The 26,466-nt window shown below is 65.4% G+C and carries 19 protein-coding genes; 10 read left to right on the forward strand and 9 right to left on the reverse strand.

The features are described 5' to 3' along the window. Positions 1–47 precede the first annotated feature (47 nt). Complete coding sequence (locus tag VWY75_RS01820; RefSeq protein WP_416537885.1) at positions 48–1,076, forward strand: helix-turn-helix domain-containing protein; 1,029 nt, start codon at positions 48–50, stop codon at positions 1,074–1,076. Between the two features lie 19 nt (positions 1,077–1,095). Here VWY75_RS01820 and VWY75_RS01825 read toward each other — a convergent pair whose 3' ends face one another. The 5 genes from VWY75_RS01825 to VWY75_RS01845 all read right to left on the reverse strand — a co-directional run bounded on the left by VWY75_RS01825 (position 1,096) and on the right by VWY75_RS01845 (position 6,186). Next, positions 1,096–2,433, reverse strand: a complete 1,338-nt coding sequence (locus VWY75_RS01825; RefSeq protein ID WP_416537886.1) for an NAD(P)/FAD-dependent oxidoreductase — start codon at positions 2,431–2,433, stop codon at positions 1,096–1,098. Between the two features lie 86 nt (positions 2,434–2,519). Next, positions 2,520–3,278 carry an ABC transporter ATP-binding protein gene (locus VWY75_RS01830; RefSeq protein ID WP_416537887.1) on the reverse strand — a complete coding sequence of 253 codons (759 nt, stop codon included), beginning with the start codon at positions 3,276–3,278 and terminating at the stop codon, positions 2,520–2,522. Continuing rightward, positions 3,275–4,252 carry an iron chelate uptake ABC transporter family permease subunit gene (locus tag VWY75_RS01835; RefSeq protein ID WP_416537888.1) on the reverse strand — a complete coding sequence of 326 codons (978 nt, stop codon included), beginning with the start codon at positions 4,250–4,252 and terminating at the stop codon, positions 3,275–3,277. Before VWY75_RS01835 ends, VWY75_RS01830 begins: the two co-directional genes overlap by 4 nt. Further along, entirely contained in the window at positions 4,245–5,240 is a 996-nt protein-coding gene (locus tag VWY75_RS01840) for an ABC transporter permease (protein ID WP_374015680.1), read from the reverse strand. Before VWY75_RS01840 ends, VWY75_RS01835 begins: the two co-directional genes overlap by 8 nt. Beyond that, positions 5,233–6,186, reverse strand: coding sequence for a siderophore ABC transporter substrate-binding protein (locus VWY75_RS01845; RefSeq protein ID WP_416537889.1), 954 nt, complete (start codon positions 6,184–6,186; stop codon positions 5,233–5,235). Before VWY75_RS01845 ends, VWY75_RS01840 begins: the two co-directional genes overlap by 8 nt. Positions 6,187–6,467: 281 nt before the next feature. On the opposite strand from VWY75_RS01845, the gene VWY75_RS01850 reads away from it, so the two are divergent. From VWY75_RS01850 to VWY75_RS01875, 6 genes are all read left to right on the forward strand, one after another. Continuing rightward, on the forward strand, positions 6,468–8,462 hold the full coding sequence (locus VWY75_RS01850) for a TonB-dependent receptor plug domain-containing protein (RefSeq protein WP_416537890.1): 1,995 nt from the start codon (positions 6,468–6,470) through the stop codon (positions 8,460–8,462). Positions 8,463–8,788: 326 nt separating this feature from the next. Further along, a complete protein-coding gene (locus VWY75_RS01855; RefSeq protein ID WP_416537891.1) occupies positions 8,789–10,612 on the forward strand; it encodes an IucA/IucC family protein in 1,824 nt (607 codons plus the stop codon). Continuing rightward, on the forward strand, positions 10,599–12,353 hold the full coding sequence (locus VWY75_RS01860; RefSeq protein ID WP_416537892.1) for an IucA/IucC family protein: 1,755 nt from the start codon (positions 10,599–10,601) through the stop codon (positions 12,351–12,353). Before VWY75_RS01855 ends, VWY75_RS01860 begins: the two co-directional genes overlap by 14 nt. A 3-nt stretch (positions 12,354–12,356) precedes the next feature. Further along, the gene (locus VWY75_RS01865) at positions 12,357–13,661 is read left to right on the forward strand and encodes an AMP-binding protein (RefSeq protein WP_416537893.1); all 1,305 of its coding nucleotides are present in this window, start codon (positions 12,357–12,359) and stop codon (positions 13,659–13,661) included. Then, on the forward strand, positions 13,658–14,959 hold the full coding sequence (locus tag VWY75_RS01870) for a DUF6005 family protein (RefSeq protein WP_416537894.1): 1,302 nt from the start codon (positions 13,658–13,660) through the stop codon (positions 14,957–14,959). The genes VWY75_RS01865 and VWY75_RS01870 overlap by 4 nt, the downstream gene beginning before the upstream one ends. Next, entirely contained in the window at positions 14,956–15,807 is an 852-nt protein-coding gene (locus VWY75_RS01875; RefSeq protein ID WP_416537895.1) for a sugar phosphate isomerase/epimerase family protein, read from the forward strand. Before VWY75_RS01870 ends, VWY75_RS01875 begins: the two co-directional genes overlap by 4 nt. Before the next feature lie 55 nt (positions 15,808–15,862). On the opposite strand, the gene VWY75_RS01880 is transcribed toward VWY75_RS01875, so the two are convergent. Next, positions 15,863–17,710 (reverse strand): ABC transporter ATP-binding protein, encoded by a 1,848-nt coding sequence (locus VWY75_RS01880; protein ID WP_416537896.1) that lies wholly within the window; start codon positions 17,708–17,710, stop codon positions 15,863–15,865. A gap of 325 nt (positions 17,711–18,035) precedes the next feature. On the opposite strand from VWY75_RS01880, the gene VWY75_RS01885 reads away from it, so the two are divergent. Further along, complete coding sequence (locus VWY75_RS01885; RefSeq protein ID WP_340547764.1) at positions 18,036–18,335, forward strand: DUF2218 domain-containing protein; 300 nt, start codon at positions 18,036–18,038, stop codon at positions 18,333–18,335. 32 nt (positions 18,336–18,367) lie between these two features. On the opposite strand, the gene VWY75_RS01890 is transcribed toward VWY75_RS01885, so the two are convergent. Further along, positions 18,368–19,453, reverse strand: a complete 1,086-nt coding sequence (locus tag VWY75_RS01890) for a Fic family protein (RefSeq protein ID WP_416537897.1) — start codon at positions 19,451–19,453, stop codon at positions 18,368–18,370. 465 nt (positions 19,454–19,918) lie between these two features. Between VWY75_RS01890 and VWY75_RS01895 the strand changes: the two genes are divergently transcribed. Then, a complete protein-coding gene (locus tag VWY75_RS01895; RefSeq protein WP_416537898.1) occupies positions 19,919–20,710 on the forward strand; it encodes a helix-turn-helix transcriptional regulator in 792 nt (263 codons plus the stop codon). 133 nt (positions 20,711–20,843) lie between these two features. Next, positions 20,844–22,046 carry a helix-turn-helix domain-containing protein gene (locus VWY75_RS01900; protein WP_416537902.1) on the forward strand — a complete coding sequence of 401 codons (1,203 nt, stop codon included), beginning with the start codon at positions 20,844–20,846 and terminating at the stop codon, positions 22,044–22,046. Positions 22,047–22,093: 47 nt separating this feature from the next. On the opposite strand, the gene VWY75_RS01905 is transcribed toward VWY75_RS01900, so the two are convergent. Both VWY75_RS01905 and VWY75_RS01910 read right to left on the reverse strand, forming a co-directional pair. Then, positions 22,094–25,210, reverse strand: coding sequence for an efflux RND transporter permease subunit (locus VWY75_RS01905; RefSeq protein ID WP_416537899.1), 3,117 nt, complete (start codon positions 25,208–25,210; stop codon positions 22,094–22,096). Further along, on the reverse strand, positions 25,207–26,463 hold the full coding sequence (locus tag VWY75_RS01910; RefSeq protein WP_416541597.1) for an efflux RND transporter periplasmic adaptor subunit: 1,257 nt from the start codon (positions 26,461–26,463) through the stop codon (positions 25,207–25,209). Before VWY75_RS01910 ends, VWY75_RS01905 begins: the two co-directional genes overlap by 4 nt. Between the last annotated feature and the right edge of the window lie 3 nt (positions 26,464–26,466).

Genomic DNA, 26,466 nt, shown 5'->3' on the forward strand with positions numbered 1-26,466 from the left:
GCACCCCTGTGCCGATCCATCCCGCTCACCGTATGCGAGGCAGACAGATGACACTTCATTCCCGGCCCCACGGCGATAGCGAGATTGCCCGCACCGGTGGCCGTGGCCTGCGTCACATTGATGTCGTCCTTCCCGACGGCGCGCCACGATCCCGCGCCCAGATCATCATCGACCTGTTCGACGCCGCAAACGATCTGCTGGACGGGGTGCAATACCGGGTGCGCGTCTGTGGTCTGGATATGCTCGCCAGCGGCCCGGTTGCCGGTCGCGCCCGCGCGCTCGTGGTGTTTCTGGGCGATATTCACAGCCGCTGGCAGCTGAATGCCAAGGAACGCGCCCGCGTCAATCAGGTGATGCGCCTGTCAGAGCGCAGCGCCTTTGTCGGCGGTGCGGTGTTCCTGCTGGATGCGCTGGCGCGCGGCGGCGATCACCATCTGGCGATCCACCCGAATTTCCTCGCCTCGGCCGGGGAATGCAGCCTGCGTCAGGATCAGGACGGCGCCGCCACTGCCGCCTCCGGCACCGTGCATTCGGCGATTTGCAGTTTTGCCACCCCGCATATGCTGCTGGATATCATCGCTGCCGACTGCGGGCGACTGGCCGCGAATGGCATGGCGCATTACCTCGGTCTTGATACCGGCAAACGCCCCAAGAAGAGCCGTATTGCGCTGAACCTAGAACAGAAATCCGCAGGCGACGGGCTGATCACCCAATGCCTCGCCGTGATGCAGGACCATATCGAAACGCCGCTGTCGGTGGCCGAACTGGCCGATATGCTGAATGTCTCCACCCGCTGCCTGCAACGGCGCTTTACCCGCCATTTTGAACGCTCGCCGCTCAGCGTTTACCGGTCCTTGCGGATCGAACGCGCCCATCAGCTCTTGACCCAGACCGATATACCGCTGCGTCAGGTCGCCGTCGCCACCGGCTTTGGCAGCTATCAGAGCCTCAGCCAGCACATCCGCGAAACCTATGGCCATGCGCCGGACGTGATCCGCCGCAGCGCCTTTCGCGGCCCGGCCCCGGACAGCCTGCGACAGAGCCGGATCCACCAGCCGCATAGCGCCCCGCTCTGATGCCGCTGCCGGGGTCCGGTCAGATCCGGTCCTTGATCCGATACCAGCCAAAGGCCAGCGGCAGTGACATCCGCCGCCAGCGGCCCAGCTCAAACCGGCGCAGCGGGCGCTGCATCAGATCGGGATGCGGCAGGCGGCTGCGCCCCAGCGCCTGATCGGCGATCAGCGCCCCGGCATAAGGCGCCATACAGACGCCGCTGCCATGATACCCGAGCGCGGCCCAGGCGTTATCCAGCCCCGGCACCGCCCCGGCAAAGGGCACGAGATTGCGGGTCATACAGATCAGCCCGGACCAGAAATACTCCGTCTCCACATGGCGCCAGGCCGGGAACATCCGGTCAAAATCCGCCCGTGCGCGGGCTTTGGTGGCGGCGATATTCTCCTCGCTCACCCGCACCGATCCGCGCAACCCCAGCAACAGCCGACGATCCGGCAACAGGCGCAGATAATGCAAAAGCGTGCGGCTGTCGCAGACCATCTGCTCACTCCACCAGCCCTGGTCGGCAATCTCGGCCTCGCTCAGCGGGCGGGTCACCATGATATTGGACTGAACCGGCAGATAGCGGCCCGCGAATGCGCCCGGCAGATCGTCCGAAGAATAGCCATTGGTGGCAATCAGCAGCCGCCTGGCGCGGACCTGCCCGCCGGCGACCCGCAGCAGATAGCCGTCACCCTGCGTGTCAATCGCCTCGACGGCACTGTCCGAATACATCCGCACCCCCGCCGCCTCTGCCGCGCGGGTCAGGCCAAGCACGAATTTCATCGGGTTCAGCGCAAACCCCACAGGCAGATGGACCGCGCCATGGAACTCCGGGCTGTTCAGCCCCTGCGCCGCCATGTCTTCCTTTGGTACAAATTCATACGGCAGATCATAGCGGCGGGTGTACTCCTGCCCATAGGCATGGAGCTCCTCCAGACGGTCCGCGCGATGCGCCACATAGGTGTAGCCCCGCGAATGGCGATCCACCTCCAGCGCGTACCGGTCCAGATACTGCTCCACCAGATCGACGGCCGCGCGTTCGGCATCAAAGAACCGGCGCGCGTCCGGTTCGCCATAGCGGCGCAGAATGGCATCATCGGCCAGTTTGGCACTGCCCACCGAAACCAGCCCGCCATTGCGCCCCGAGGCCCCCCAGCCGGGCCGTTCGGCATCCAGCAACACCACATCGCCGCCGTTTTCGGCCAGGGTCAGCGCCGCCGACAGGCCGGTATAGCCGCCTCCGATTATGGCAAATTCCGCCGTCACCTCATCGCGCAGCGGCGCGTATCGTGGCGCCGGATCGGGCAGAAACCGGTTCCAGTACCGCGTCTGGATCGGGCGATCGGTATAGGCCAGAGGTTCGTAGATACGTTTCATTCGGGCGTGCCATCAGATGTCAGGTTCTGCGCAGAAGCTATCCGCAGCCCCCCCGGTGCCGTCAATCCCACGCGAACAGGCCGACCTCAGCCATGATAGCAGGCGATACGCCGCCCCTCGATCTCGCGCAGCGCCACCGGCGTCTGGTACAGCGCGCTGAGGGTCTCGCCCGTCGCAACCTCGGCAACCGGACCGGCAAAGGCGACGCGCCCCCCAGCCAGCGCCACGACATGATCGGCCCAGCTGATCGCATAGTTGAGGTCATGCAGCACGATCACGATGCTTTTGCCACGGGTATCGGCGAGACGGCGCAGCTGCGCCATCAGGTTGCGCGCATGGTTCAGATCCAGATTGTTGAGCGGCTCATCCAGCAGCAGCCAGTCGGTGTCCTGCGCATAGGCCATCGCGATAAAGGCACGCTGGCGCTGGCCGCCGGACAGCTCATCCAGAAACCGGTCGGTCAGATCGTCAAGCCCGAACTGCGCCAGCGCGGCGTCAATCGCGGCGTGATCCTGCGCCGTCAGCCGCCCCTGACTATGCGGCCAGCGCCCAAAGCCGACCAGATCGCGCACCCGCACCCGGCTGGCCACCTCCAGCTGCTGGCCAACCACCGCCATGCGCCGCGCCAGCTGATCCGGTCTGATCCCGCGCAGATCGCGGCCCGACAGAGTGATCGCGCCGCCACTTGCAGGCATCTGCTGCGCAATCAGCTTCAGCAGGGTCGATTTCCCCGCCCCGTTCGGCCCGATCAGCGCGGTGATCTTCCCGGCAGGCAGGCTGGCATCAACCGCGTTCAGGATCGTCTTTCCGGCCAGTGTGAATGACAGGCCCGCCACGGTGATCATCTCAGTTTTCCTTTCAACAACAGCACGATGAACAGCAGCCCACCGCAGAATTCGATCACGATCGCAAGGCTGGACTGCAGGTCCAGAAGCCGCTCGAACAGGGTCTGCCCCGCCACCAGAACCAGCGCCGCAATCAGCGCCGAGGCAGGCAGCAGCAGTGCGTGGCGATGGCTTTGCATCAGGCTATGGGCAAGGCTGGTGACCAGCAGCCCGAGAAAGGCCAGCGGACCAACAAGGGCGGTAGAAACCGAAACCAGCGCCGCAATCACGCAGAGCAGCTGCAAATGCAGCCGGTCATACCGCACCCCCAGACTGCGGGCCTGATTGCGTCCCAAGGCCACGACATCCAGCAGCGCCGAGCGGCGCAGCAGCCACAGGGCAACCGGCAGGATCACCACCAGCGCCGCCAGCAGGGCGGTCCGGTCGATACTGCCGAACTGCGCAAACATGCGCCCCTGCACCACGGCAAAGGCAGACGGATCCATCAGCCGCTGCAAAAACCCGGCCAGGGTCCGCAGCAATACCGCAATCACCACGCCAACAAGGATCAGCAGCTGGATGTCCCCCCGGGTCCGCCGCAGCAGGCTGGTAAACAACAGCAGCGCCGCCGTCATCATCACGGCGGTGTCCAGCGCAAACCCGGCAAATCCCGACAGCTGCACCATCCCCGCAAGGCCGAAAACCGCAACCAGCACCGATTGGGTCAGCAGAAACAGCGCATCGAACCCCATGATCGAAGGCGTCAGGATCCGGTTCTGACTGAGCGTCTGGAACAGCACAGTGGCCAGCCCGACCGCAGCCCCGACGCAGAGCAGCCCGGCCAGCTTCGTCATGCGCAGCCCAAGGATGTAGCGCGACGGGACGCCCTCGGACCATGGCAGGCCCCAGCCGACAAAACCAACTGCCGCACCCATCAGCAGCCCCGCCAGCAGCAACAGGCGCCGGTCGATCCATGAGAAGGACAGATCAGCCATGTGCGCCCCGGCGCAGCAGCATGATGAGGAACAGCGCCGCTCCGAACAACCCGAACACCGTGCCGGCCGGAATCTCGTAGGGCGCCCGCAGGACCCGCCCCAGCATGTCACAGATCAACAGCAGCCCGGCGCCGGTGGCCGCCACCACGGGCAGGCTTTCACGCAGATTGTCGCCCATGATCCGGGACACCAGATTGGGCACCACCAGCCCGACAAAGGGCAGCACGCCCACGGTGACAATCACCAGCGCCGACACCAGCGACACCACCACCACGCCAAAGCCCAGCACCTGCCGGTAGCGCAGACCGAGGCTCCGGCTGGCGACCTCTCCCAGACCGGCAATGGTGAATTGATCCGCCACCAGATAGGCCAGCACGGCAAGGACGCCCGCCAGCCACAACAGCTCGTAACGGCCTGAAAGGACGCCGGAAAACTCGCCACTCATCCAGATCGCCAGATATTGCAGCAGATCGGCCTGAAACGCGACGAAGCTGGCGCAGGCCGCAAGGATGCCGCCATAAACCAGCCCCACCAGCGGAACCAGCAGGGGCCGCTGCGGTGGAATGCGCCGGGCCAGCGCCAGAAAGACCAACGTCCCGAGCAGCGCTGCAACCGCCGCGCAGAGCATCTTGGCAAAGATCGGCCATGCCGGCGCCAGCAGGGTGGCCCCCAGCAGCCCCAGCATCGCCGCCTCATTGGTGCCGGTGGTGCCCGGTTCGACAAATCGGTTGCGCACCAGCAGCTGCATGATCACCCCGGCCACCGCCATCGTCGCGCCGGTCAGGATCACCGCCAGCGTGCGCGGAATGCGGCTGACCAGCAGCAGCTGCGCCGCCCTCGGGTCGTCAAACAGTGCCAGCGGCGAGACCTGAGTGACGCCAATCGCGCAGCTCAGCACCGCCAGACCCGCCAGCAGCAGCAGACACAGGCCCAGCCGCCCCGCCGGTGATCCGCCCGACACGCGGGCTGGCGCCGCGGTTTCAGCCACCACGGGCAAACCCGGCCAGGATATCCTCCAGCGTCGCGGTCATCGACTGGATGCCACCGCCTGCGATGTAGATGCTGGCGGAGTTCAGATAGATGACCTGACCTTTCTTCCAGGCCTCAGTGCCGGTCACCAGCGGATTGTCCAGCGTCGCGGCGGCGGCCTGATTGTCCTGCCCGATGGCACTGGCCCGGTCCACGACGATCAGCCAGTCGGGATTCGCCTCAGCGATATATTCAAAGGAAATCGCCTCGCCATGGGGAGCGGCCTCCGCCGCCTCAGCCGCCGCCGCGGCAGGTTGCTCGACCACCGCTTCGGGCAGGTTCAGCGCGTTGTGAATCCAGCCAAAACGGGACTCGCGGCCATAGGTTGTCACCTTCGGACCATTGGTCATCACGATCAGCGCGCGCCCCCGGTCGGCAACGGCGGCGCGGGTGCTCTCCAGCTTGGTCAGAAACGCCGCCTCAAGCGTGGCGGCCTGCGCGCTCCGGCCCATCAGCGCGCCATAGCTGCGCAGCCGTGACAGCGCGATATCCACATGATCCGCGCCCCAGATCGTCATGTCCACGGTGGGCGCAATCTCCGACAGCGCATCGACCTGAGCGGAGGACCGTCCGCCCGCAATGATCAGATCCGGCCCCAGCAGGGCAATCGCCTCGAAATCCGGTTCAAACAGCGTCCCGACCGGGGTCGCCTGCGCCTGCTCGGCGTTCAGATAATCGACATACAGTCGCGATGGCAGCCCTGCCATCGGCACATCCAGTGCCGCCAGCGTATCCGCAGCTGCAACATCCAGCACCACGAGGGCCTGCGGCTGCGACGGCACAGCCTGCGCGCCCCGCGCGGTGTCAAGAAGGGGTGTCTCCGGCCTGTCGTCATTGGCGGCAGCAGCGCCGACCAATCCAAGCACCAGCGCAGCAGTCAGCTGCAATCGCGTCCAATTTGCCATGTTCAATCCCGTCAGATGGAGGAAGGCTGGCGATATGGCTGGCTCAAAATCGCCCGCTTGTTAGGCCGGGACCGGGCAAAAGTCCAGACGTCATTGCCTGCGCTGTCTGTCCACAGCACGCTGCGGGGCCCGGTCATCAGCCAGACAGGCAGACAGGTAAGGCAAGATTTTTTGCCACCGCTGCTTGCAAGGTGCCGCAATGCTCACTATGAGACCCAAGGCCCCAGCGGGGGCAAAGCCAGGTTACCCCAAGCTATCAGCACATTATCACGCGGGTTAACATGGCACATCAAACAGCACAGAAATCCTCCCTCCTCATGACCGGGCTGCTGTGCAGCACGGCGCTCACTCTCTTTTCCGCAACAACAGGTTACGCGCAGGACGACACTGTCCTGTCGCTCGACCCCATCCTTGTGAAGCAGCGCGACAGCGATGGCGAAGCCGCTGACCGGGCGACGGCGGTCTATGTGGCGGATGCGGAAATCGAACGCGCCGCGATGGGCGATCTGAAAGACCTTTTTGCGGGAATCGCCTCGGTGTCGGTGGGCGGGGCAATCCCGGTGGCGCAGAAGATCTACGTCAACGGCATCGACATGCTGAAACTGGCGGTACAGGTCGACGGCGTGTCCCAGAACAACCGCGTGTTCCACCACGCCAGCGCCAATGCCTTTGACCCCGGCCTGATGAAATCCGTCCGGGTCGATCCCGGTGTGGCCCCGGCCGATGCAGGCCCCGGCGCCCTGGCCGGTCGGGTGGTGATGGAAACTATCGACGCCGAGGACATCCTGACCGACGGTCAGGCCATTGGCGGCAAAGCACGTCTCAGCTACGGCGAAAACGGCGATACCTTCGGCAGCTCTCTGACGCTGGCCGGGCAGGCAGACGGGTTCGAAATCCTGCTCTACGGCAAGCGCATGACCGGTGACGACTACACCGATGGTGCCGGCAACACCGTGGGCGGCACCCGCAGCGATCTGACAGCCGGCCTGCTGAAACTGGCCTATGAGACCGACGCCGGACACCGGTTTGAATTCTCCGGCCAGCAGATGCAGGACACCGCCCTGCGCAACCGCCGCGCCAATTTCGGCACCGCGTCCTTCAATCCGCTTGGCACGGTCTATGACACCAAACGCACGGTCTATTCGCTGCGCTACGAGGATGTGAACGGCGGCGGCAACTGGGATCCCTCGGCCACCATCGGGTTTTCCGAGAATGAGATCGGCAGCATCGGCACCACAGAAACCAGCGTGGGTGTGACCCGGACCTACTCCGCGACCTTCCAGAACCGGTTCCACCTGTCAGAGAGCGATACCATCACCGCCGGGGTGGACTTCCAGGACCAGAAAAGCACCGCAAGCGGCGATTTCTGGGGCAGCAATCGCCCCTCGGAACAAAGCCGGACCGTCGGCGTCTTTGCCCAGGCCCGCCTGCAACCCAGCGACCGGCTGAAGGTCTCCGCCGGTCTGCGCTATGACTGGAACGATTTTACCGGCCAGGACTTCGGCCAGAGCGGCAGCCCCTATCAGCAGGACAGTTCCGGGCTGAGTGGCAACCTCTCCATCGTCTATAGCGTCAATGATGCGCTGTCCCTGCGGGCGGGCTATTCCAACGTCTTTGGCGGGATCGGGGTCGAGGACAACTTCCTGTTCTTCCGCGACTGGGATTATTCGGCGCTGAAACCGCGCCGTGCCAGCAATGTTGTCATCGGCGCCGACTGGCAGAGCGGCAACTGGACCCTTGGCGCAGAAGCTTTCCAGACCAGGATCGACGACACCCGTGACGTCGCAGGCCCGGTGGTCACCAGCTATGATTTCGAAAGCCGGGGCTACAATCTGGGCGCCACCTATGGCTGGGAGGGCGGCTTTGCCCGGCTGACCTTCAGCGACAGCGAAACCCGCGTCAACGGCGCACCCGCCTCCGGCTACTACCTGCTGGATTCCGGGGCCCCGATCGGACAGGTGCTGGCGCTTGAGGTGCAGCAGGAGCTGCCTCAATGGAACCTGGTTGTCGGCGGCCATATCGACGCGGCCTTTGACTATGATCCAAAGCTGAACGAGGTTGACCCCACAACCAAACTGGAAGGCTACGAGGTGCTGAACCTCTTTGCCGAATATCGCCCGGCCGCCTATGACAATGTCTCGATCCGCGCCGAGATCAACAACGTCTTTGACCGTCAATACGCCGACCGCGCCACCTATGGCGGCGATTATCCCGGCTTTGCAACGCTTAAGGAACCGGGCCGTTCGGTCTCCATCGTGGCCAATGTCTCCTTCTGAGCGGCGGGTCTGACCCCGCTCCGGCCCTCACCCTTCGGGCGCGCCAGACTGTGGCGCGCCCCTTCGGCAGAAACACACCTACGGCGATCAAAACCCTTTTGAAACATGTCCGTATTGCCTAAGACCAACGCATGAAATCATGCCAAGGCGGCTGGGGTCTCCTCACCGCTTAGCCGCCAGCATTCCGCCAGTTCTCCTGTAACATCGCCAGACCGCTTACCCCGCCGGGATCCCTCTTCGGTGGCGCTGTCTGGCATCGCTGCGGAAGCGCTGTAAGAGATGCACCCAATTCCATACCGCCCCATGCGGGCGGCGGGGCCGGTCCGATGATGGTTTATCAGACAGGCCTGTTCCCCGACCCGCTGTCGGTCCCACCGACCGATCCCCACCCGGATGCCGCCGCTGAGGCGGCGCTGGCGGCCAGCCTTCAGGCGCTGCTCAACGGCTTCCTGCGCGAATGCCCCGAGCTGCCCGGCGACCACAGGTCATCGGCCCCGGATCGCGCGCCCCGGATTGACATTGCGCTGGCGCATATCCCCGCCGTGCTGCGGCTTGGCCTGCGCTATACCTCCCGGACCGGCCCGCTGAAATTCGGCGCCGCGCAGCTGCGGTTTTGCGGCGAAACCTATTGGCAGCCGGCGCCACCGGTCCAGACCATCAGCCTGATCGCGCAGGAGTGTTTTCACCGCTCCGGCGCAACGGATCCGGCCAGACTGGCAGAGTTCCTGCGCGCCATTTTCAACAGCAACGCCGAGATCGAAGCCGCGCTGCGGCGCACCGCGCCGAGCCCCAGCCCGCACCAGTTCCGGCAGGCGGAACAATCGCTGGTCTTTGGTCACTGGCTGCATCCCACACCCAAAAGCCGCGACGGCCTGACCGATTGGCAGCAGCGGGCCTATGCACCTGAATATGCGGGAGAGTTCCAGCTGCACCTATTTGCCGCCCGGACCGAGATTACCCGCCAGGACAGCGCCGCCGCGCCGCTGTCGCAGATCCTGCGCGATATTGGGGGCCTGACCGATGGCCTCTGCCTGCACCCGGGCGAGCAGCTGATCCCGGCCCATCCGCTTCAGGCGCAGGCGCTGCTGCTCGATCCCGCCGTTCAGGCCCTGCTGGCCAGCGGTCAGCTGCGCGATCTGGGGCCTGCCGGTCCGGCTTTCACCCCGACGTCGTCCCTGCGGACGGTCTTTGCCGCCGAGTGCCCCTGGATGCTCAAATTCTCGGTGCCGGTGCGGCTGACCAATTCGCTGCGCGTGACCCTTGCCAGCGAATTGCAGCAGGGGGTTGCGATGGCGCGGCTGCTGCGGCGTCTGAACATCGCAACCAGCCTGCCAAAGTTTCAGATCATCGACGATCCGGCCTATCTGACCCTGACCCTGCCGGAGCGCCGCGAGAGCGGTTTCGAGGTGATTTTCCGCAAGAACCCCTTTGCGGGTGAGGCGGGCGTCGGCATCGTCCCCCTCGCCGCACTTACGGCCGATCCGCGACCGGGGTGTGCCTCGCTGCTGGCCACGCAGATCGCCGATCTCGCCGCGCGCCAGCGCAGCACCCGCAGACAGGCGGCGACGCGCTGGTTCGGCGCCTATCTCGACTGTATGCTCACCCCGGTTCTGACGCTCTATGACCGGCACGGCATCGCCCTTGAGGCGCATCAGCAGAACGCCTTGCTGGATCTGTCCGAGGGGCTGCCCCGGCAGGGCTTCTACCGCGACAATCAGGGCTATTTTATCACCGATGATGCCTTTGCCCCGCTGCGCCAGATCGAGCCCAGCCTCGCCGATGTGCCCGCGCTGGTATTCAGCCGCACCCATATCAACGCCCGCCTGACCTACTACCTTGTGGTCAACCAGATCTTTGCGGTGATCTGGCGCATGGGCTGCGACGGGCTGCTTAGCGAAGACGCGCTGCTGCAACAGCTGCGCGATGAGTTGCACCGCCTGCGGCCGCGCTTTACCGGACCCGCGCGCGCGCTGGTGGAGCAGCTGCTCTATGCGCCACGGCTGGCGACCAAGGCCAATCTGCTGACCCGCCTGCACGATCTGGATGAATTGCAGACCGACACTCAGGAAGGGCTGTTTGTCGATATACCCAATCCGATTGCCGCCCCGCAACGCCAGACCAGAGAGGTGATGCAAGATGCCTGTCTATGACCTCGCGTGCCCATTGGGCAAAGCACAGCCCCACCCGCAAACCCGGCAGACCCGGCAGACCCGCGGCGCGCTGCGGGTGCTGCGCCAGCTATGCGAAGCGCTGCTGAGTGAAGGCTGCGCCCAAGACATCACCTGGCACGATCGCGGATTGCGCTGGCGGCTCGGCAACCGGTCTTTCCGCGCCAGCGGGCGCTGTGGCGCCTTTGGCCGTTATCGGCTGGATGCCGGCAGCATCGAGATGGCACAGGAGCACGGCTGGCAGCCCGCCGCGCTTGAGGACGTGCTCTCGGCGCTCACGGCCCCGGCGGCGGCACTGGCCGCGCTGCGCGTCGACCTTGACCGCACCGCCCATCTGGATGATCTCAACCACCGGCAGATCCCCCGCCCGCCCCGGCGGCACCAGCTGGGCATCGCCGATATGGAGCGCGCCATCCACGAAGGCCACCCCTACCACCCCTGTTACAAGGCGCGCAGCGGTTTTAGCGACCGCGATCATCTCCGCTACGGGCCTGAGGCAGGGCAGGGTTTTCGCCTGATCGGGCTGCTGCTGCACCCCGCGCTGGTCCAACAGCGCCTGCCCGATGCGGATTTCTGGCCCCGCGAGCTGGGACCGGCGGAATGGGAGCGCATCCGCAGCCTCGCCGCCACGCGCAGCGCCGAGGGCTTTGCCCTGCTGCCGGTCCACCCCTGGCAATGGGACCAGCTGGCACAGGATCCGCTGGTGCAGGCCTGGCACGCCGCAGGCCAGCTGGTCCCCCTCGGCGAGATCGGCGACCGCTACAGGGCGACCCAATCGGTGCGCACGCTGATGAACGCCGACCAGCCGCAGCGCGCCCATGTCAAAACCGCAATGACCATGCGCAACACCTCGTCCCTGCGCACATTGATCCCCGAAACCGTCACCATCGCGCCGCTGATATCGGACTGGCTTGCCGCGGTGATCGCCAGTGACCCGCTGTTGCAGGATCGCTATCCGCTGACCCTGCTGCCGGAATATGCCGGCATCATCGCCGGGCGCGGCACCGCGCTGGAGGGGCATCTGGCCGCGATCTGGCGGCAAAGCCCGGCCTCGCTCGGTCTGGCGGACAATCAGATGATGCCGTTCAACGCGCTGGCCCTGACAGAAGAGGACGGCAAGCCGCTGATCGCCCCCTGGATTACCGCCCACGGGCGCGACCGCTGGCTGGCGCAGCTGATTGAAACGGCGGTACTGCCGGTCTGGCACCTGATGGTGGCCCATGGCATCGGGCTGGAAGCCCATGGGCAGAACCTCATCCTTCAGCATGACAACGGCTGGCCGACCGGCCTCATTGCCCGCGATTTCCACGATGGTGTCGAATATGTCGACACCCTGCTGTCCCAGCCCGCGCTATGCCCCGATCTGGCGGCGATTGACCCCGCCTTTGCCAGCGCAGAGCCGGATCAGTTCCACGCGCTCTCCTGTGCTGACGGGCTGCGCGAATTGGTGATGGACACGCTCTTTGTCTTCAACCTCGCGGATCTGTCGGACCTCCTGCAACGCCATTTCGACCTGCCGGAGACCCGGTTCTGGCAGCGCCTGCGCGACCGGCTGGACCGCTACGCCGCCGATCACGGGCAGCAACAGCGCATGGCGGCCTTCGCTCCCTTTGCGCGCCAGATCCACGCCGAAAGCCTGATCACCCGCAAAATCGACCCCGACCGACGCGGCAGCTACCGCCATCTCATCGACAACCCTCTGGCCACTGCAAAGGACAGCTGACCCATGTTTGTGTTGAACGACACCCTTTCTGATCCAACCGCGCTGCACCCAAGACTGCAACAGGCGCTTGGCAATGATCTGCACCACCGCTACGCCCTGCGGATGCGCGACACCGGCCTCGGCCTCGCAACCCTGCTCTACCTGAAGGACCACAAGGCCGGCGTTTTCCCAATCCACGCCGATATCCCGGCGGAAGCCGCGAAACAGATGGCGACCAAGGCCGGATGCGACTGGTTTCTGGAGGATGATCTTGTCCCGCAACCGCTGCCCCGGCAGCCCGGCCAGCCAGCCAGCGCGCGCCCCGGCGCAGGCGTTCTGGTGCAGATGAGCTCCGGCACCACCGGCGCGGCCAAGGTGATCACCCGCAGCTGGGACAGCATCGCAACCGAGATCCGCACCTATGCCGCCTTCTTTGACCACGCGGCCGGGATGACGCCGGTGATCGCCTGCCCGGTGACCCATTCCTACGGGTTGATACCGGGGGTTCTGGTGGCGCTGCATCGTGGCCATGTGCCGGTGATCATTGATGCGGTGAACCCGAAATACATTCTGCGCCGCCTGCGCGAGCTGCCAGACCCGGTGCTTTATACCTCGCCTGCGATGCTGCACACGCTGGCGAGGCTCCTGCCCCCGGACGAGACACTGAACGCCGCCGTCACCTCCGGGACCGTGCTGCCCGATCCATGGTTCCACACCATTCGCGCCCGCACCCGGCATCTGTTCCAGCAATATGGCTGTTCCGAAGTGGGCTGTATCGCCATCAATCAGGACCTGCGGGCGCCCTGCGATGTCGGCCGACCACTACCGCATCTCGACCTACAGGCAGGCGCGCCCGGCACGCCCGGCCCGGTCCGCGTGCAGCTGACGACAGGGGAACCGGCCACCACGGATGCCGCCACGACCAACTGGGTCGAAACCGGCGATCTGGGCTATCTCACCGCCGATGGCGGGCTGGTGTTTACCGCCCGTGCGGACGAAATGATCAATGTGGCCGGGCTGAACGTCTATCCGCAGGACGTCGAACGCGCGGTGATGAGCCTGCCCGATGTGCAGGATGCCGTCGCCTTTCGCCTGCCCGACCCGCAGGCCGGTTCGCGGGTGGGGCTGCTGTTTGTCGGCCCGGATCTCAGCGAGGATCAGCTGCGCGCGCACTGCGCCGATCTGCTGGCCGACTACCAGAGACCGACCTTCCTGCGCCGCCTCCCCGCCCTGCCGCGTCAGGCCAATGGCAAGATCAGCCGCCGCGACATCGCCAACAGATACGCATCCGGCACCGATCACACAGCCGATCAGCAGGTGCCCGCATGACCTTCGACAGCGTGCTGTACGCAATGCAGCAGACCCTCGCCGGACCGCTGGCCAATCCGCATATGGCGCAGTTCCGCCCCGAGGCGGTGCTGAACGATGATCTGCATATCGACTCCGTGGTGCTGATCAACCTGCTGGTGCATCTGGAAACCGACCACGGCGTGGCCATCCCCGAGCGTGATTTCCGCAAGGAGGATTTCGTCACCGTCGCCGATCTGATCCATGTGCTTCTGCCCGACCCGCCGACCCCTCCCAGCGCAGAACCCGAGACCGCGCCCGCCAATCAGGACCCGAGCGAGATCACCGTGCATTGCTTTGTCAGCTGTCTCTGTGCGGCGATCCGGCGGCATGAGGGGCTGGATTTCCGACCCTTCTATTTTGGCACCTGGGACAGCGATTTTGCCATCACCGCCCATCAGCATCTGGCCTATCACAGCGCCGAGATGACGCAGGATCACTATATCCGCTGGGTCGAACGGCTGTATGGCATCCGCGTCAGCCAGTGGCACGATCCCGCCCTGTCGAAATCCGACAACCTGACCCGCTTTGAAAAGCTGCTCCACAACCCGGCCACCGACCGCCAGCTGGTTGTCATGCTTGACATGTTCCACCTGCCGGAGCGGGACACCAAATACAATCAGGACCCGTTTCCGCATTTCGTCATTGTCGAGCCGACCGCCGACCCCGAGGTCTGGCATATGAACGACCCCGATTATCGCTGGCGCGGAGATCTGCCGCGCGCCGCCATCCTCAATGCCATGGCACAGCCCAGCGTGGCGGGCGGCTATATCCTCGACAGCACACGCGTCCGCGCGCCCGAGCCTCAGGACCTCGTGGCCTATTTCGACGCGACCTTCCGCCCGGACGCCAACCCGCTGACGGACGCCCTGCGCGGCATTATCGCGCATCACTGCCGTCCCGACAGGCCTCTGGCACTGCCGGAGCTGGAGATCGCCCTGCGCGAACTTCCGGTGCTGTCCCTGCGCAAATACGCCTATGAACACGCCTTTGCCTTCTTCTGGCGCGCGCTGGACACCAGCTTTGCCGCGTTCGACGCCAATTGCGATCAGGTCGAGGCGCTCTGCGAAGGGTTCCGCAGCCTGCATTTCCTTGCCGCGAAAATCGCCCATACCAGAGACCGCACACTGGTGCCGGATCTGATCGCCGCGCTGGACGCATTGGACCGGCTGGAGTTTGCCATCAAGGAGGCACTTCACACCGAATTCCAGAGCTGGTGCCAGTCACAGATACCAGCGGCGCCCGCATCTGCCGCGGTGAGGACGGGGGAGCCGGCATGAAGATCTCGCTCTGCACGATTTCCTTTCGCCATCAGCTGATTGATCTGAAGGACATTGCCTTCTGGGCGCGGGATACCGGGTTTCAGGGGATTGAGCTTTGGGGCGTTCATGCCCGCAATCAGTCACCGCTGGCGATCCACAACGCCCAGTGGATGGCCGCGCAGGGGCTGTCGATCCCGATGATCAGCGACTACCTGCCCCTACAGGACCATCAGGAGCTGACCCGTCGAACCCGCGCCCTCTGTGCACTGGCGCAGGGCTGGGGCGCGGACAAGATCCGCACCTTTGCCGGGATGCAGGCCAGCGCCACGGTCCCGGCGGCGGACCGCGACCAGACCACCCGCGCCCTGCGCCACGCCTGCGATATCGCCGCAGATCACGGGCTGCGCCTGCTGGTGGAGACCCATCCCGGCACGCTGGCCGATACGCTCGCCTCAACCGTGGCGCTGATCGACGCCACCGACCACGATGCGCTGGCCATCAATTTCGACGCGCTCCACGTCTGGGAAGGCGGGGATGATCCGGTGACGGCGCGCCGGACCCTGCTGCCCAGAATTGCGCATTACCACCTGAAGAACATCTCCGATCGCACCCGCCTGCCGGTCTTTGCCCCGGCGAATGTCTACAGCGCCGCCGGCTGTCGCGCGGGCATGGTGCCGCTGATGCAGGGCGCCTATGACTACCGCGCCCTGTTGCGCGAAATGCAGCGGGACGGCGATTGCGAGGCCTCGCTGGAATGGTTCGGGGACGCCGTGTTTCAGACGCTTGCGGGTGACATCGCCGAGATCCGGGCGCTTGCCGCCGATGATCTGACCCCGACCGGACAAAAAACGCGCTCGGTCGGCTGAGCCAGCGCGGCAGAGAACGGCACGGATCAATCCTCGCGCCGTTCTCTGCCTGCCGTCAGCAATCCGCCGACGCGCAGGGGCTGCCCACCTGCCGCGACCACAGCATCGCATAGGTGCCCCCCAGCGCCAGCAGCGCGGCATGGCTGCCATCTTCGGTGATGCGGCCCTGATCCATGACGACAATCCGGTCCATCTGCGCAATCGTGGACAGGCGATGCGCAATGGCGATCACCGTCTTGCCCTGCATCACATCCCGCAATGTCTCCTCGATCTCCGCCTCCACCGCGCTGTCCAGCGCCGAGGTTGCCTCGTCCAGGATCAGGATCGGCGCATTCTTCAGCACCACCCGCGCAATCGCAATCCGCTGCCGCTGCCCGCCGGACAGGGCCACTCCGCGCTCGCCGACATGGGCGTCATAGCCGGTCCGCCCGGCCTGATCGCGCAGCCCCAGAATGAAGTCATGGGCACGGGCGCGTTTGGCGGCCATCACCATCTCCGCCTCGCTGGCGCCGGGATTGCCATAAAGGATATTGGCCCGCACCGAGCGATGCACCAGCGCGGTTGTCTGCGTCACCACGCCAATCTGCGCGCGCAGGCTGTCCTGTGTCACGCTGTCGATCGGCTGGCCGTCGATCAGAATGCGCCCCCGGTCCGGGTCATCAAACCGCAACAGCAGCGACACCAGCGTCGACTTGCCCGCGCCGGACGGCCCGGCAATGCCGATCCGCTGCCCGGCCCCGATCGTCAGATCAAGCCCCGCCACACCCCCGCTGCCATCCTCCGATGCCTTGCCATAGCTGTGATGCAGCCCCTCCACGCGGATCTCCGCCCGCGTGACCTTCAGGGCCGGCGCCGCCGCTGCATCGACCACCGCATGTGGCGTTGCCAGCGACCGCAGCCCCTCGCGGATGATGCCCATGTTTTCAAACAGGCGGATCGTCACCCAGAGGATCCAGCCGCTCATGCCGTTCAGCCGGATGGTCAGTGCCGCGACGGCGGCCACCTCTCCAACGCTGACCTGACCCACCGTCCACAGCCAGATCGCCGGAGCCACCACGATCAGGATCAACACGCCGTTGATGGCAATGCTGCCAAAGGCCAGTGTGGTCATCATCCGCATGAACCGCTGGTAACGCGTCCGCAGCCGCCGCAGCGCCGACAGCGCATAACCCAGCTCCTGCCCGCCCTGTGCAAACAGCTTGACGGTTTCGATATTGCCATAGGCATCGACAATCCGCCCCGTCGCCCCGGAGCGCGCATCGGACCATTTCTCCGCCGTCGCCGCGACACGGCGGGCGACATGGCGCACGTAGACGCCGTAAATCAGCACCCAGATCAGCAGCGGCACCGCCAGCCGCCCGTCGATCTGCGACAGCACCACCACCGCGCCCAGCATATAGGTCACCGCGAACAGCACCGCCTCGAACATCATATGCACGCTGTCCTGCACCGCCGGTCCCATCTGCATCACCCGATTGCTGAGCCGCCCGGCGAAATCATGCTGAAAGAAGCCGACCGATTGCCCCAGCAGATGCTGATGCGCCTGCCAGCGGACCTGTTCCTGCAGGTTGGAGGACAGGGTCTGCTCCAGCAGCAGGTGGTTCAGCCCGACCAGCGTCGGACGCAGCAGCAGCACACAGACCAGCGCGAGGATCATCTCACCGCCGTGATCGGCCCAGAACGCCGCAGCGCCACTCTCGGTCATCAGATCCACCAGCCGCCCGGCATAGAAGATCAGCCCGCTTTCCATCAGCGCGGTCAGCACGCCAGTGACCAGCATCAGCGGCAGCCATCTGCGATAGGGCGCCAGCTGCTGCCACAGATACGGCCAGAGACCGGCACGCGGCGCCGCCCTCTGCGAGGCCGCAAACGGATCGACAAGGTTTTCAAAAGCCCGGAACATAGCGCCCCTCTCAAGGATGAATTGAAATTCGCCTGAGATGTGGGTCGCCTGTCTTTCGCATCAGCAGGACAGCAGCGTGACGGTCCGTGACCCGCTGCTTCCCGCGCCTGTCGCGACATCTGCCTGCACCGTAGCCGGGCCGTTCTACTGCCGCCGGATGGGTTTGTCAGCCGGATAATCCACCATGCGCCAAGTCCTGCAATCTGGCTTGCGCCCCATTTTGCGGCCCGCCGCGCACCATGGCTGGCAGCGGTGAATTCACCTTGCGCTGCGCCCCGGAATCTCTATCCTGCAAAGCTGACAGAAAAACTAAGGATTAAGCCCAATGATTACGGATACAGGCCATTTCGACACCCCCAACGCCTCCAAATACCTGCAACAGCTGTGCAAGCATTTTGCCCATAAGGTCGCCGTCACCCATGATGACAGCCGGGGCACCGTGGCTCTGGGCATGGGACCTGCAACACTGACCGCCAGCGCCGACCGGCTCCTGGCCGAGGTCACCGCCCCCACTGCCGAAGAGCTGGATCACGCCCGCCAGATCATCGACAACCACCTGAAGCGCTTTGCCTTTCGCGAAGAATTTGAGGCGATGACCTGGGCCTCCGCAACGGCTCCTGCCTGACCAGAGGTCAGACATATAAACCTGACCAGAGGTCAGAACCGGATCGCATAGGCGGTGGAGCGGCCGCCCGCGTCCATCCGCGTGACCACACCGGCCTCCTCCATCGCGCGCAGATCCCGCGTCGCGGTGGCCGGAGAGGTCTTGGTGATCTTGCGGTAGGATTTGGCGCTCAGCCCCACCGCCAGCCGCTCCGGCCCCTGCTCAAACAGCAGACGCAGCGCATGGCTCTGGCGATCATTCAACACCGGTCCGTAGCGCAGAAAGAACTGGTTGCGGCGCAGGATAAACCCCGCCTCATCGCGGGCCGAAGCCGCCGCCCGCGTCAGCGTGCGCAGAAACCAGAGCACGAATTCGCTGGCGTCAATCATGCCAGTCGCGCCCTCTTTGCGCCCTGCCTGCAGGGCGGCATAATAGGCTTTCTTGTCCCGCTCCACCTGTCGCGACAGCGAGAACGGCAACGCGCGGTTGCGGGCAAACACATGTTCGATCAGGGCGCGGCCAATGCGGCCATTGCCATCTGACAGCGGGTGAATGGATTCAAACCACAGATGCGCCAGCGCCGCCTTCACCGCAACTGGCATTCCCTGATCGACATTCACCCAGTCGAGAAACTGCGCCATCTCAGCCTCCAGCCGATCCGGCGGCGGCGCCTTATAGAGCACATCCCCCGGACCCGCCGTCGCGGAGCGCACGATCTCCATCTCAAAGCGTCGCCAGCGGCCGAGGTCCTCCACCTCCATGCCGGTGAACAGCAACCGGTGCCAGGTCAGGATCTGCGCGCTGTCCAGCGGCTGATCGGCCCGGCGCGCCGCCAGCATCAGCTCCGCCACCGCATCCGAGCGCCGCGAGATCGCCGCCCTGTCGCGATGGCGCAGCGAAGCCACAACCGAGGCTTCGATCTCGCTGGCATCCAGTGCCACGCCTTCGATTCCAAAGGAGGCCATCGCCTCCTGCACGATCTGGCGCAGCAGCATCTCCTCGCGCTCCTGCGGGGTGAGCCCGTGGACAAGCCCCGTCACCTCGCCCACCGCCTCGGCAGCGCGGGCCAGTTCGGGTTCGATATGTGCCGGATCATAGTCAAAGCGCGGCCAGGACGGAGACTGCCAGATATGCGGCATGATGTGATAAGCACCCTTAATCGGATCAAAATTTGGCTTATTATGATCTGAATAGCGGCGCTAATCAAGTCACCGCCCGCCCGCCCTCTGGCTGACGCGGGTCAAATGGCGCCGCCGACGACCGTGGCCTTGCCCCCCGGCAAGCGATGCCACGGCCCCGGCAGCAGCGAGGATCGCTCAATTCGGCCTCACCCTGCGCCTCCCCCGGCCAATACGACATGCGGTAATGCGACGTTCGGCCAGGCCCATCAGGCTTTGCTGTCTTCGCCGCCCCGCATCGGCCTCACACCGGATCCGCGGCGGTCAAAAACACTCAGATGCCCCGCACTCACAACAGGCCACCAGCGCCGGACCACAGCCTTGCCCAACATATCCGAGGAGAGACATGGCCGTATCCCCGGCGCCTCGGCCACGCTAGCAATGCGGCACCGCAGGTGTTATCCCTTAACATTAGGGGGTATCGTCGTGGATTGGACCGATATCGACAGTCTGGAACGCTGCACCAGCATCGCCGAGCTTTGGGCGCAGAGCTTGCAGGTCTTTGCTGCGATGGGATTTGACTACGCCATCTACCTGACCGTGGACGGCGACCGCAGCCATCCACATATCCAGACCAACCTGCCCGATATCTACCAGCAACTGCCCAGCCATCGGGATCCGTTTCTGGATCACTGCTGCAACAGCTACGAACCGCAGTTCACCGGGGCGGAGTTTCTGGCCGATCACCCCTATCTGGCCGCTGCGGAAACCGCCTTCATCCGCGACGCTTCGGTCAAGAGCGGGTTTCGCGCCGGCATTGCCATCCCGGTTCGGCTGCAAGGGTCCGACCGGTTCGGCGGTTTCAACATCGGCACCAGTCTGACCCGGGCCGATTTTCTCGCCCATGTCGCGGGCAAGACCGACAGCCTGCGCTTTCTCTGCATGATCATCCATCGCCGCATGGAGGAGCTGCGACAGCCCGCGGCGGCGGCCCCGGAACAGCCCCCCGCCGACGCCCCGGCAGAGGCCGCGTTCAACCGGTCCCTGATCGCCCCGCAATCGGAGGCGCTGACCCGGCTCAGCCCGCGCGAACGCGAGGTGCTCTATCTGTTCAGCCAGGGGCTGACCACCAAGGAATGCGCGGCAGTCTGCAAGATTTCGCCCCATACGGTCTCGGAATACGCCAATTCGATCTACCGCAAACTGAACGTCCGCAACCGGGTCGAGGCGATCGGCGTGCTCGCCAGGATCCGGCCCTCCGCGAGGCCCGGCCCATAGGGGCAAAAGCCGCCCCTGCCCCCTGTCCGGCGTTCTTCCCTGCTGGAAAGGACAGCCAGACCGCCCGCAGATCTGTCCATCAGCGCAGCCCGCTGCTAAAGGCCAGATAGGGAATTTCAGGATCGGGCGCGTGATGGTGGACGATAAATACCTGCTGGCATTGTCGGCCTTTCACCTCGGCATGGCGCTGTTCTGCACCAATCAGCTGCTGCTGCACCAACGCCATCAGCGCATTTATGTGCCGCTGGCGCTGTTCTTCATCACTCAATCCGTTACCGAAATGCTCGGCATCCTTGATCTGGTGGTCACCGATGACGCCTATGATTATCTTGTCGCGCGCTTCAACAGCCTGCATGTGCCCGCCGTGTTTGCCCAGCCGCTGCTGCTCTGGCTCTACGTGCGCGGTCTCACCTCCGAGGATGACGGCCCCCCGGTCACACAAAGGTTCTGGCACGCGGTGCCCATCCTGCTGGCGATCAGCATGGTGGTGTTGTTCTGGACCATCCCGAAATCCCTGTTCGCCCAGAATGATTTGGAGTTCGCCGACCTCAGCCAGTATATTCAGGCGATCCTGATCTACTTCCAGCTGGTCGAAGTGCTGTTTTACTGCCAGGTCGCCATCTACCTGGTGCTGATCATGCGGATGCTGTCGCGATATCGCACGCGCCTGAAGGATCTGTTTGCCACCACCGAGGACCGCGAACTGACCTGGGTCTGGTGGATCACCACCACGGTCTCCGCCTATCTCCTGCTCAGTGTCGCCGAGATTCTGGCCGACCTCTTTGGTCTTGAGCTGTTCATCCTGTTCAGCGAAGCCTCCGACCTGACCAATGGCTTGTCCAGCCTCGCCATCACCTGGGTGATCGGCGTCTGGGGCGTGCGCCAGCAGCCGGGGCTGATGCCGAAACCGCGCGGCGACACGCAGCCGCCCGCCGAGCGGGAACTGGCCGCCGCAAAATACGAACGCTCCGCGCTCACCGACGATCACGCGGCCCGTATCGCGGCCAAGATCGAACGCGCCATGACCAAGGATATGCTCTACCGCGATCCCAACCTGTCGCTCTGGGATCTGGCCAAACATATCAGCGTCACCTCCAACTACGTCTCGCAGACGCTGAATATGACGCTTCAGTCGAATTTCTTTGATTACGTCAACAAATGGCGCATTCAGGATGCGGTGAAACAGCTGCATGACAGCGATGAGACCATTCTGGTGATCGCCCATGATGTCGGGTTCAATTCGCGTTCGTCCTTTTACAACGCCTTCAAGCGCGAGATGAACACCACCCCCTCTGCGCTGCGTGCCGCCCGCGGCAGCGCCACCCCATCGACCTGACGCCGACGACGGGGCAGCAGCTGGCCGGTGGCCTGCCGCCACCGCTCTCAGCCACCCGTCGCCCGCTGACCCCGCCAGCTGCGGCCGCGCGCGCCCAGCACCAGCATCGCCGGGGTCACCAGCAGCGTCAGCAGCGTTGCCGCCACCAGCCCGCCCGCGATGGTTGTCGACAGCTCGGTCCACCACTGGCTGGACGGCGCGCCAAACACCATGCTGCCCGCCAGCAGATCCAGCTTCATCCCCAGGACCATCGGCATCAGCCCCAGCACCGTTGTCAGCGCCGTCAGCACCACCGGCCGCAGCCGCAGCGCCCCTGCGCGCAGCGCCGCCTCATGAGGCGACTGCCCGGCCTGCCGCTGCGCATTATAGGTGTCGATCAGCACGATATTGGTGTTGACCACGATGCCCGCCAGCGCAATCACCCCGATGCCGCCCATCACCACACCAAACGGCCGCCCTGCCAGCAGCAGCCCAAGGAGCACCCCGGCGATGGAAAAGACAATCGCCGACATCACCACCGCCGCCTGATAGAAACTGTTGAACTGCGCGATCAGGATCACCGCCATCAGCACAACCGCCGTCACAAAGGCAAGGATAAGGAACCGCATCGCCGCATCCTGCTCCTCTGCCTCGCCCCGGAACTGCCAGCTTACGCCGTCTGGCAGATCGGCGCGGTCCAGCGCCTGACGCAGCCGCGCGATCTGCGCATCGGCCAGCAGCCCCGGCGCCACATTGGCCGAGAGCGTCAGCACCCGCGACTGGTCCCGCCGCTCGATCGCGCCGGAGCGCGGCACCGGTGCAAAGCGGGTGAAATTGGCAATCGGCACCAGCCCCGCGCTGGTCGGAACCTGAAGCTGCCGCAAACGGTCAAAGCTGCGGTCCGCCGCCGGAAAACGCACCCGCACATCCACCGACTCCGCCACGTCATCGGGCCGGAATGTGGTCACGGTCACGCCATGGGTCAGCAATTGCACCGCCTGCCCCACAAGGTTGAGATCCGCGCCATAGCGCGCGGCCTCGGCGCGGTCGATCTCGATGCGCCATTCCACCCCCGGCAGGGCGCGGCTGTCGGCAACATCGGTGAACCCGCCAATCCCGCCCATGATCTCGCGGATCCGGGCCACCGCCGCCTCGGCCGCCGAGGGGTCGCGGGCGGTGACATGCAGATCCAGCGGCTTGGCCCCGCTTGGCCCGTCATCCTCGGTTTCCACCCGCACCTCGACCCCCGGCATAGCCGCCACCTCGGCACGGATCCCGGCGCCAATCTCCGCTGCGGGCGGGCGCTGGTCCCAGGGATCCAGCTCCAGCTGAATGGTGCCGATAAGGTCCAGATCATCACCCCCGCCCAGCGAGGCCACCGCATAGACGCTGGCAATCCCATCGCGGCGCAGCAGCTGATCCTCCACCACCCGCACCAGCGCATCGCGTTCATGGATCGAAAAATTGTCCCGTGCGCGCAGCTGAACCTGCATGAATTCAGGCTCTATCTTGGGGAAAAAGCTTAGCCCCGCGCCGAATGTCCCATATAGGCCAAAGGTCGCGATCAACAGCGCAAGGCTCAGCAGAACGGTGGTGCCCGGAAACAGCAGTGCGCGCGCCAGCATCCGCGCATATAGCCCCGCCGTCCCACGGCCAAGGCGCGGATCACCATATTCCGCCGCATGCAACGCCCGTTTCGCCGCCGCCGTCTGCGGCGACCGCCGCGCGATCACGCCTCCCAGAACCGGGATGAACACCAGCGCCATCAGCAGCGATGCCGCCAGAGTCACGATGACGGTGATCGGCAGGAATTTCATGAACTCACCGGTGGTGCCGGTCCAGAACAGCAGCGGCACAAACACGCTCAGCGTGGTGGCGGTCGAGGAGATCAGCGGCCCCGCCATCCGCCCCGCCGCCGCGCGATAGGCCTGCGCCGGGGTCGCGCCCTCCTGCAAATGGCGATCCGCCAGTTCAGTGGTGACAATGGCGCCGTCCACCAGCATTCCGACCACCAGGATCAGCGAGAACAGCACAACGATGTTCATCGTGATCCCCATCGCCCAGAGCAGCGCCACACCAGCCAGGAACGCCCCCGGTATCGACAGGCCAACCAGCAGCGCCGCGCGCAGCCCCAGCGCATAGATCACCACCAGCATCACCAGCACGATGGCCGCCACCACATTGGCCTCCAGATCGCCCAGCATGGTCTCCACCTCGCGGCTCTCATCCAGCAGATAGTCGATCTTGACGCTCTGCGGCCACTCCTGCCGCGCCGCTGCGATCACCGCCTTTGCCGCCGCCACCGTCTCGATGATATTGGCGCCGCTGCGTTTGGTGATATCCAGCGTCAGCGCCGGCTGGCCGTTGATCCGGGCAAAGCTGCGCGGATCCTCGAACCGCCGCCGCACCACCGCGATATCGCCAAGGGTCACCACCGCACCGCCCTGAACCTTCACCGGCATCTGCATCAGATCCTGCGCCCCATCGACCAGCCCCGGCACCTTCAGCACAAACCGCCCGGCGGCCCCGTCGATGGTCCCGGCGGCAATCATCGCATTGTTGCGGTTGATCTGTCCCACCAGCGCCTCGAAGGACAGCCCATAGGTGGCAAAGGCAACCGGGTCGATCAGCACCTCCAGCAGATCCGAACGACCGCCGCCGATATCCACCTCCAAAATGCCCGAAACCGCCTCCAGCCGTGCCTTCAGCTCGCGCGCCATCCGGTTCAGGCTGCGCTCCGGCACCGGCCCGGACAGCACCGTGGTCAGCACCGGAAACAGTGCCGTGTTGATCTCGATCACAACCGGTTCGGTGGCGGCCTCCGGCAGGTCCGGGCGGGCCTGATCCACCGCCACCCGCACCCGGTCCAGCGCCTCTGCGACGTCGGCGCCTGCCTCGAATTCCAGCGTCACGCTGGCATAGCCCTCATAGGCGTGACCCTTCATCTCCTTCAGATCCGCCAGCCCGCTCAGCGCGGTTTCCAGCGGCTTGACCAGCAGCCGCTCACTGTCACCCGGCGATATCCCCGACAGGCTGGTGCTGACATAGACAAAGGGGATCGGAATGTCGGGATTGCTCTCCTTGGGAATGCTGACATAGGCATAGGCCCCGGCGCAGAGCAGCGCCGCGAAGATCAGGATCACCGCGCGGCTGCGGGAAAAGATCACCGCCAATATGCCGTTCACGACGGATCCGCCGCGCCGTTGCCATCGCCGCCGGGCCGCACCCGTTCGCCTGCGCTGACAAAACCCTGTCCGACGGTGATCAGCCGCAGCTGATCCGGCAGGCCGCTGACCCAGACACCGGCGCCGTCGCGCGCTGACTGGACGATCTCCACCGGGGTAAAGACCACACGGTCGGTGTCATCGACAGATTTGACGCCCAGCCCCCCCGCCATATCCAGCGAGAGCAGCGCCGGTGACAGGAAATGCGCCTGGACCTGATCCAGCGGCACCTCGATCCGGGCGCTGACCCCGGCCGGGATCGCAGCGCTGCGCTCCGCCGGATTGGCCAGCGTCAGCTCGGCGGTGAAGCTGCGGGTCTCTGCCGCCGCACTCTGCCCCAGAAAACTCAGCCGCCCCTCGGCGCTGCGCCCGTCCAGAAACCGGACCTGCGCGATGGCCCCCTCGGTCAGGGAGCCGCGCTGGTGCTGGGGCACCTGAAACACCACCCGCAGCGGATCCAGCGCCACCACCCGCGCCACCTCGGCCCCCTCCTGCACATAGGCACCGGGGGTGAGGTCCAAGGCTTCGAGATGCCCGGCAAAGGGCGCGGTCAGCTGCGTTTCCGCCAGAGCCTGCCGGGCCGCGGCCAGATCCGCCTTGGCCACGGCCAGCGCCTCGCGCGCCTCGCTCAGCCGCTGATCGGTGGCCGATCCCCGCTGATGCAGCGCCGCCGCGCGCGTGTACTCGTGTTCGGCCCGCAATTGCGAGGCCTCCGCCCGCGCCAGCGCCGCCTGCCGGGGACCGGCCTGCAAGGTGGCGAGGATCTGCCCCTGCGCAACCCGTGCGCCCTTCGCCACCGCAACGGTGGCCACATGGCCCGACATCTCCGCCCGCAGGGTGGCGTCCCGGTCAGCCCTGCTATGCCCCTCGGCGTGCAGCAGCCGTGTCACCGGCGCCGCCTGTGACAGCTGCACAGCGACAGAAACAGGCTCTGTCACGGGGGAATTCCCACCATCTGGCGGCGGCAGCGGGGCGGCGGGCCAGAACAGCCCGACCAGCATCCAGACCACCAGCCCCAGATAGATCGCCGCCGCCAGCAGTGGCGGCCATGTCGCCCTGGCATCGCTGACAAACACCAGCTCAACCGGCGCTGGAGCGGCCCCGGTAACGGCAGAGAGCGGCGGCACGGCGGCAGCGGGGCCGGTTGGCGGCGCGGTCTCCCGCCGCGCCGCCCCTGCCCTGCCCCGCGATTTCGAGTGAAGCGGAGACGCCATGGA

This window comes from Phaeobacter sp. JH20_08 (genome assembly GCF_048056635.1).
Lineage (GTDB): Bacteria > Pseudomonadota > Alphaproteobacteria > Rhodobacterales > Rhodobacteraceae > Phaeobacter > Phaeobacter bryozoorum.

Excerpts from the sequence above, each read along its gene's own strand:
- VWY75_RS01820 (WP_416537885.1), top strand. The coding sequence starts at position 48 with ATGACACTTCATTCCCGGCCCCACGGCGATAGCGAGATTGCCCGCACC.
- VWY75_RS01825 (WP_416537886.1), bottom strand. The coding sequence starts at position 2,433 with ATGAAACGTATCTACGAACCTCTGGCCTATACCGATCGCCCGATCCAG.
- VWY75_RS01830 (WP_416537887.1), bottom strand. The coding sequence starts at position 3,278 with ATGATCACCGTGGCGGGCCTGTCATTCACACTGGCCGGAAAGACGATC.
- VWY75_RS01835 (WP_416537888.1), bottom strand. The coding sequence starts at position 4,252 with ATGGCTGATCTGTCCTTCTCATGGATCGACCGGCGCCTGTTGCTGCTG.
- VWY75_RS01845 (WP_416537889.1), bottom strand. The coding sequence starts at position 6,186 with ATGGCAAATTGGACGCGATTGCAGCTGACTGCTGCGCTGGTGCTTGGA.
- VWY75_RS01850 (WP_416537890.1), top strand. The coding sequence starts at position 6,468 with ATGGCACATCAAACAGCACAGAAATCCTCCCTCCTCATGACCGGGCTG.
- VWY75_RS01855 (WP_416537891.1), top strand. The coding sequence starts at position 8,789 with ATGATGGTTTATCAGACAGGCCTGTTCCCCGACCCGCTGTCGGTCCCA.
- VWY75_RS01860 (WP_416537892.1), top strand. The coding sequence starts at position 10,599 with ATGCCTGTCTATGACCTCGCGTGCCCATTGGGCAAAGCACAGCCCCAC.
- VWY75_RS01865 (WP_416537893.1), top strand. The coding sequence starts at position 12,357 with ATGTTTGTGTTGAACGACACCCTTTCTGATCCAACCGCGCTGCACCCA.
- VWY75_RS01870 (WP_416537894.1), top strand. The coding sequence starts at position 13,658 with ATGACCTTCGACAGCGTGCTGTACGCAATGCAGCAGACCCTCGCCGGA.
- VWY75_RS01875 (WP_416537895.1), top strand. The coding sequence starts at position 14,956 with ATGAAGATCTCGCTCTGCACGATTTCCTTTCGCCATCAGCTGATTGAT.
- VWY75_RS01880 (WP_416537896.1), bottom strand. The coding sequence starts at position 17,710 with ATGTTCCGGGCTTTTGAAAACCTTGTCGATCCGTTTGCGGCCTCGCAG.
- VWY75_RS01885 (WP_340547764.1), top strand. The coding sequence starts at position 18,036 with ATGATTACGGATACAGGCCATTTCGACACCCCCAACGCCTCCAAATAC.
- VWY75_RS01890 (WP_416537897.1), bottom strand. The coding sequence starts at position 19,453 with ATGCCGCATATCTGGCAGTCTCCGTCCTGGCCGCGCTTTGACTATGAT.
- VWY75_RS01900 (WP_416537902.1), top strand. The coding sequence starts at position 20,844 with ATGGTGGACGATAAATACCTGCTGGCATTGTCGGCCTTTCACCTCGGC.
- VWY75_RS01910 (WP_416541597.1), bottom strand. The coding sequence starts at position 26,463 with ATGGCGTCTCCGCTTCACTCGAAATCGCGGGGCAGGGCAGGGGCGGCG.